This is a genomic window from Arsenophonus endosymbiont of Bemisia tabaci Q2 (assembly GCF_902713415.1).
Taxonomy (GTDB): domain Bacteria; phylum Pseudomonadota; class Gammaproteobacteria; order Enterobacterales; family Enterobacteriaceae; genus Arsenophonus.
Map to the genome: position 1 here is coordinate 1 of NZ_CACTIE010000192.1, position 6286 is coordinate 6286.

9 protein-coding genes and 1 pseudogene are annotated in these 6286 nt (G+C 38.0%); 3 read left to right on the plus strand and 7 right to left on the minus strand.

The window, feature by feature from the left end; genetic code table 11:
- Window positions 1-91: 91 nt before the first annotated feature.
- Complete coding sequence (locus ARSQ2_RS09645; RefSeq protein ID WP_181994261.1) at window positions 92-496, minus strand: hypothetical protein; 405 nt, start codon at window positions 494-496, stop codon at window positions 92-94.
- Window positions 497-544: 48 nt separating this feature from the next.
- Here ARSQ2_RS09645 and bioH point away from each other — a divergent pair, with 48 nt between their 5' ends.
- Window positions 545-1321: a pimeloyl-ACP methyl ester esterase BioH gene (bioH, locus tag ARSQ2_RS09650; RefSeq protein WP_181994262.1), complete on the plus strand. Its 777-nt coding sequence runs from the start codon at window positions 545-547 to the stop codon at window positions 1319-1321.
- Between the two features lie 88 nt (window positions 1322-1409).
- On the opposite strand, the gene ARSQ2_RS09655 is transcribed toward bioH, so the two are convergent.
- The 6 genes and pseudogenes from ARSQ2_RS09655 to ARSQ2_RS09680 all read right to left on the minus strand — a co-directional run bounded on the left by ARSQ2_RS09655 (window position 1410) and on the right by ARSQ2_RS09680 (window position 5724).
- Entirely contained in the window at window positions 1410-1649 is a 240-nt protein-coding gene (locus ARSQ2_RS09655) for a FeoC-like transcriptional regulator (protein WP_129109083.1), read from the minus strand.
- A gap of 56 nt (window positions 1650-1705) precedes the next feature.
- Window positions 1706-3979: a Fe(2+) transporter permease subunit FeoB gene (gene feoB, locus ARSQ2_RS09660; protein WP_181994263.1), complete on the minus strand. Its 2274-nt coding sequence runs from the start codon at window positions 3977-3979 to the stop codon at window positions 1706-1708.
- A 59-nt stretch (window positions 3980-4038) separates the two neighbouring features.
- Window positions 4039-4275, minus strand: coding sequence for a ferrous iron transporter A (gene feoA, locus ARSQ2_RS09665; RefSeq protein WP_181994266.1), 237 nt, complete (start codon window positions 4273-4275; stop codon window positions 4039-4041).
- Window positions 4276-4588: 313 nt separating this feature from the next.
- Window positions 4589-5066, minus strand: a pseudogene (locus ARSQ2_RS09670) (S1 RNA-binding domain-containing protein); the annotation flags it as partial.
- Window positions 5067-5077: 11 nt separating this feature from the next.
- Complete coding sequence (locus ARSQ2_RS09675; protein ID WP_238334261.1) at window positions 5078-5545, minus strand: transposase; 468 nt, start codon at window positions 5543-5545, stop codon at window positions 5078-5080.
- Window positions 5542-5724, minus strand: a complete 183-nt coding sequence (locus tag ARSQ2_RS09680; protein WP_181994264.1) for a hypothetical protein — start codon at window positions 5722-5724, stop codon at window positions 5542-5544. The genes ARSQ2_RS09675 and ARSQ2_RS09680 overlap by 4 nt, the downstream gene beginning before the upstream one ends.
- A 154-nt stretch (window positions 5725-5878) precedes the next feature.
- Between ARSQ2_RS09680 and ARSQ2_RS13845 the strand changes: the two genes are divergently transcribed.
- Together ARSQ2_RS13845 and ARSQ2_RS09690 are read left to right on the plus strand one after the other, a co-directional pair.
- On the plus strand, window positions 5879-6091 hold the full coding sequence (locus ARSQ2_RS13845) for an IS630 transposase-related protein (protein ID WP_181994267.1): 213 nt from the start codon (window positions 5879-5881) through the stop codon (window positions 6089-6091).
- The coding region (locus tag ARSQ2_RS09690) for a transposase (RefSeq protein ID WP_420837770.1) at window positions 6087-6286 on the plus strand (200 nt) is incomplete at its 3' end. The genes ARSQ2_RS13845 and ARSQ2_RS09690, both read left to right, overlap by 5 nt.

Here is a 6286-nt window from a genome sequence, read left to right on the forward strand (position 1 = left end):
AACCCTTCTTCTTCCATCGTAAATATCACTTTACGTCTAAAATCAATTGAATAGCTCATATAAATAATGTCATCAAAATTAAGTCGCTTAGCTATATTAAACTGGCTTGATTAAATCCACGTTGCCAATGTTTACCATGATGAAGTGGGATCGCTATTATGATATCTGGTTTGCGCCAGCGTTGTTGGCGATATCCTTGTTGCCAATAGAGTAGAAATAAGCGTGCAAGGATAAAGGCGATTTGCGTTATTTTTTCATATTTGTACTGCTGTATTAGCTTGCTTAATGGTGGTATATAGGGAGTAATGGCGAGAAGATTGTGCCAATAGGGTGGAGTTTGTAAACAGCGACCGCAAGCAAGGGTGAATTGTTCAACGGGTAAAGCACAGCGATGACAAACTCGTTTTAGATAAGGCAAATGTTTTAAACAGTAGTGACAAATGCCATGAAAGTGATATTTTAGTGTTTGGTGGCATAGCCAACAATACCCAGCCATTGTTAATATAATGATGTCCTTTTTTATACCTGTAAAGCGAGAATAACTATGACGACACTGTTTTGGCAGCAGTTGGGTAAAGGAAAACAAGATATTGTGCTATTGCACGGATGGGGATTGAATGCAGAAGTTTGGCGTACCATTGAAGTGGAATGTGGTTCTCATTTTCGTCTCCATCTAGTTGACTTACCTGGCTATGGTCGTAGTAATCTTTTTCCACCGATGTCGCTACAACAAATGGCAGAGGTAATTTGGCAGAAAGCGCCCAAGGAGGCTATTTGGTTAGGTTGGTCGTTAGGCGGACTGATTGCTAGTATCATCTCACTTAACCATCAAGCTGAAATAGCAGGTTTAATAACAGTGGCTTCATCGCCCTGTTTTGGACAACAAGAAAATTGGCCAGGCATTAAACCTACGGTACTTAAGGGCTTTGAACGACAATTACAGGTTGATTTTCATCGTACAGTAGAACGTTTTCTTGTATTGCAAACATTGGGCACTAAAACAGCTAATGGCGATATACGGTTATTAAAATCGGTGATACTAGAGCAGCCGTTACCCTCTGTTGCCGTGTTAAACGCAGGTTTAAAAATTGTGCGAACAACTGATCTACGGCAATCTTTATTAACCTTAAATAAACCTTTTTTGCGTATTTATGGTGACCTTGATAGCTTAGTACCCAAAAAAATAGTACCAATGCTGGATAAATGGTTACCAAATTCGCCTTCGGTGGTAATAAAACATGTGGCCCATGCCCCTTTTATTTCTCATCCTAATCAGTTTATTCAATTGTTAGTCGATTTTTTGCGGCAATTGGAGAAATGAATATGGGGAGTCAGAATAAAAGCAAAAACATTCTTTATGCTAATCGAGTAAGCGATAATTTTAATAAATTATCGCTTACTCGCATAAATTAGAGAGAAGTAACTTGATAAATTTTTAGGTTACACTTTTTTATTTCGGGACATTGCTTACAACTATGGCCCGTTAAACAGGATGATTGATCAATTTGTTCTAATTTTCCCATGGCCGCTAATTTATCTAACATAGCCTCAATCATAGGTAATGAAGCAGAGAATTTCTGACTAATTTGGTAAGCATCCGTTCTGCCATACAGCGCAACCATATCTCTGACTTGCAATAAACTGATCATCTCATTACCTCTAGTGTTGGCATGAACCACTTTGGCTGTGGTTACATTTATGGACATTATGATGGAGTTTTAGTGTTATGCGTTTTACGTGAATGGCGCAACAATGCAATTAACAGTAAGTTAAACACGACGAGCATCCCAATAACCCACGCGCTATATTGTGGATGTTGTGAGAAAGTGGCTATTTGGTAGAACAAGGCAGAAACGGAATAAGCAACATTCAAGCCCCATAAAATAGAAAATGTCATCCAGTTTCGATTCGTTTCACGGGCAATGGCTCCTAATACAGAAATGCAAGGCACATAAAGTAGAACAAAGATTAGATAGCTATAGGCTGATAAAGACGAGCCGAACCGTGCTGCCATAGCGCCCATTGTACTGCTATTCATATCATCATCACCTTTACTGGCTTCAATAGGATTGGATAAGACACTTAAACTGAATGTTTTTTTTAGACTATCCCAAGTTTCATTAACCGCATCTTCTAATTCATCTAACAGATTAAATTGCTCGGCATAAAAAGGTGTTTGAGTAATATTTTCGGCGGTGTACAGTGTATTCAATGTGCCGACAACCACTTCTTTAGCTAATGCGCCGGTAATAAGTCCAACGGTTGCTTGCCAATTATCATCATTGATACCGATAGGTTTCAATAACGTGGTAACGGTTTTACTTAATGACGCTAATGCTGATTGGTTAATATTATCAACGACTTTACCGGACAAAGAAAAACTATTAAGTGCACCGATAATCATACTGGCAATAATAATCACTTTTCCCGCTCTTAAGACAAAGCCTTTCAATCTTTGCCAGGTCTGTAATAGTAATGTTTTTAAGTGTGGTACATGGTAAACCGGTAATTCCATGATAAAAGGGGAGGATTCGCCCCGTGCAACAGTATATTTCAATAACAACCCGGTTAGGATGGCAATGACAATACCTAATAAATAAAGATAAAAAACAATACTTGCGCCATTTTTGCCAAAAAAAGCGGCCTCAAAGACAGCAAAAATAGCCAGCCTGGCGCCACAAGACATAAAAGGCGCCATTAAAACGGTGATTAATCGTTCACGAGGAGTATCTAGTGTCCGTGCACCCATAATAGCAGGCACATTACAGCCAAAACCGACAATCAAAGAAACAAAAGATTTACCAGGGAGACCTAGTGCTTGCATCAGTCTATCCATGACAAATGCTGCGCGTGCCATATAACCTGAGTCTTCCAATACAGAAAGGAATAAATACATTAAACCAATTTGGGGAACTAATGGCAAAACAGTGTTGATACCACCACCTACCCCTTCGGCGAGGAAAACCGTCAACCATTGGGGAAAGTTAAAAGTATGGCCAATCCATTGAATTCCATGGATGAAAATGGCTTCTGAGCCACCTTCAAAGATCGGTTGTAATGCACCACCAATATTGATAGCAAGTATGAACATCAAATACATGATAAAAAGAAATATCGGCACCCCAAACCAGCGATTAAGTACTATATTATCAATAAATTGCGTTAAGGTATTCGGTTTTTCCGTTTCAGTATTAATCACTGCTTCGTAAAGGCGGACAATAGTTTGATAGCGTGCATCAGCAATGATGAGCTCAGGTTCTTCTTGTTGTTGAGATTGGAAATGGGTCCTAATTTTATCTAATTTATCAGTGGAAATAGCGGCACGTTCCAGGCTATATATATCACCTTCTAAGATTTGTAGTGCTAGCCAACGGCGCTGTTGATGATTGAATTTATTATGGTCAATAACTTGAACTAAATTTTCCACTTTGGTGAGCAAAAAATCGGGATAGCGGATGAGTGTTGAAATAAGATTATTGCTATGTTTATCAATCGCTTGTTTTAATTTGCTAATACCTTTTGCGCGAGTCGAAACTAGAGGGATAACAGGGCAGCCCAGGCGTGTTTGAAGTTCATCAATATTAATATAAATATTTTTGTTTTCGGCAATATCCAACATATTAAGCGCAACGATACAAGGCACACCTAATTCAATAAGTTGTAATGTTAGATAAAGATTACGCTCGAGCTTAGCGGCATCGATAACATTTATCAACATATCCGCTTCGCCACTTAGGATGAAATGACAGGCAATTTGCTCATCGAGTGAGGTCTGTTCTGAAATAGTGGTTAGTGAATAGGTGCCAGGCAGGTCAACTAATTCAATATCATATTCCGAGGTTGCAAAGCGACCAGCCTTTCGCTCAACAGTGACACCAGACCAGTTGCCAACACGTTGGCAAGCGCCTGTTAATTGATTAAAGAGTGTCGTTTTACCGGCGTTAGGGTTGCCAATAAGGCCAATAGTTAATGGTTTCATAGTTTTGGTGTCAGATGAGTAATAAGCAATAGGCTATTTAGTTATCATAAAAAATGTTTTTATACCGCTTGGTTGCCGGCATCGTCCAAATTTAATAACGCAAGATCTTTTTTTCTTAAGATCAAATTTATACGGCGAGTTTCGATTTGAATAGGATCACCAAACGGCGCTATACGAATAACGTTAAAAAAAGATCCAGGTAACATACCTAAAGAAAGTAACTTTTGACGGTAAGCTGGATTTATTTCTGCTGAAAATCCGACAATTTTGTATCGATGATTAGGAAGAATTGACATAGACACTTCCACTCTAGAGCCAAAAAAACAAAGATACCGCAAATGGGTACCAGATGAATAGTAAAATTAATGAAAAATATTATCATTCTTATATTAATAATGATAATCATAATTATATGCTACTCGAATTAATTTAGCGCTTTTTTAAATGACAGCAATTGATATTGATCAATAGTTCTCTAGAGAGTGAAGTATTGGCATCAAAATTAGTGTTAATTCATTAGTTTTTATTAAAAAAAACATTTTTTAAAATTGAATATGTTAATAGTCTGATGTTAGATCAGACTATTAACTATATAATATATGTTAACAATTAACGCTTTTTATTGAGTGCTGCCGCCGCCAGTGCATCAGCCATTACACTATTAGCGAATGGCATATTGTTACGTTGGGATGTTTTAGTTGAACTGGCTGAGGAGGCATTTTTGCCTGTCTGTGGCTTATTACGATGTTGTTGTCGCGTATCTGTTGTTTTCTCATCCAGACGCATGCTTAATGCAATTCGTTTACGGTTTAAATCAATATTGATGACTTTAACGGTGATAATATCCCCTGTTTTGACTAGAGAATTGAGGATCTTTAAGAAATTTATCGGACAGAGAGGAAATGTGTACCAAACCATCCTGATGAACGCCAATATTGACAAACGCACCAAAATTGGTCACATTGGTCACCGAACCTTCTAATATCATACCTACTTTAAGATCTTCCATGGTTTCAATACCATTGATAAAAGTGGCTGTTTTAAATTCTGGCCGGGGATCTCGTCCAGGCTTTTTTAATTTTTTTATAGCTAAGCCACTTAATTTTGATTACACCATATTGAGTGCGAAAAAAATATCTGTGTCGCATCCGAGCGCTCTTTTTTGCATTTAGCTTGTGCCCATTTATGTTCAATTGGATTAAGATCTGGCGAATAGGTAGGCAAATATTCCACCATATGCTCCGCATTGATGATGACTTGTTGAATACTCTGTTTCTTGTGAAAAGTTGCATTATCCATCATGATTACACTGTTTTTAGGAAGTACTGGGATAAGGACTTGGGTGACCCATGCATAGAAAACATCGCTGTTAATATTGATATCAAATAATCTGATAGCAAACAGCGTTGTGCCCAATAAAGCGCCGATAACATTTTCTTCCTTTAGCTCCTCAGTTCTTGAGACCAAAACACCGTTGACCTTTCGGGGAATAGTCGTGAGTCCGCGAGGTATCGTGTGAAAAACCACTTTCATCAATAAAAACAATATGCTTGCCTTCTTTTTCATACTGTTGTTTTGTTGTTGAAACGTTTGTCGAGTATTTTCGTCGGCTTTCGGATGACGTAGAGTTTTTTATAGGTCAATCCGATTTTAAAGAGCTTGCCAAATGGCCTTCTGACAAACGCCAAAACGCTCTGCACGCTCTTTTTGGTAAGCATCTGGTATTGTTCAACATCTTTTATCAACTCGGATTTATCGATTTTTCGCTGACGCGTAGTTGATGCTTTTGGCTCGATATAGCTGGGCGACTTTAAAATGATTACAAGTAATTACTCTATATCAGTAAATTTATATTGGAGAAAAACATATATTTTGTAATCAAAATTAAGATGCTTAGCTATAAAATATGTTGAACAATATACAGATGCTTACCAAAAAGAGCTTGCAGATCGTTTTGGCGTTTTTCAGAAGGCCATTTGGCAAGCTCTTAAAAAAATGGGATTGACCTATAAAAAAACTCTACGTCATCCGAAAGCCGACGAAAACACTCGACAAACGTTTCAACAAAAAACAACAGTATGTAAAAGAAGGCAAGCATATTGTTTTTATTGATGAAAGTGGTTTTTCACACGATACCCCGCGGACTCACGGCTATTCCCCGAAAGGTCAACGGTGTGTTGGTCTCAAGAACTGTGGAGCTAAAGGAAGAACAAATGTTATCGGCGCTTTATTGGGCACAATCCTGTTTGCTATCGGATTATTTGATATCAATATTAACAGCGATGTTTTTTGTGCATGGGTCACCCA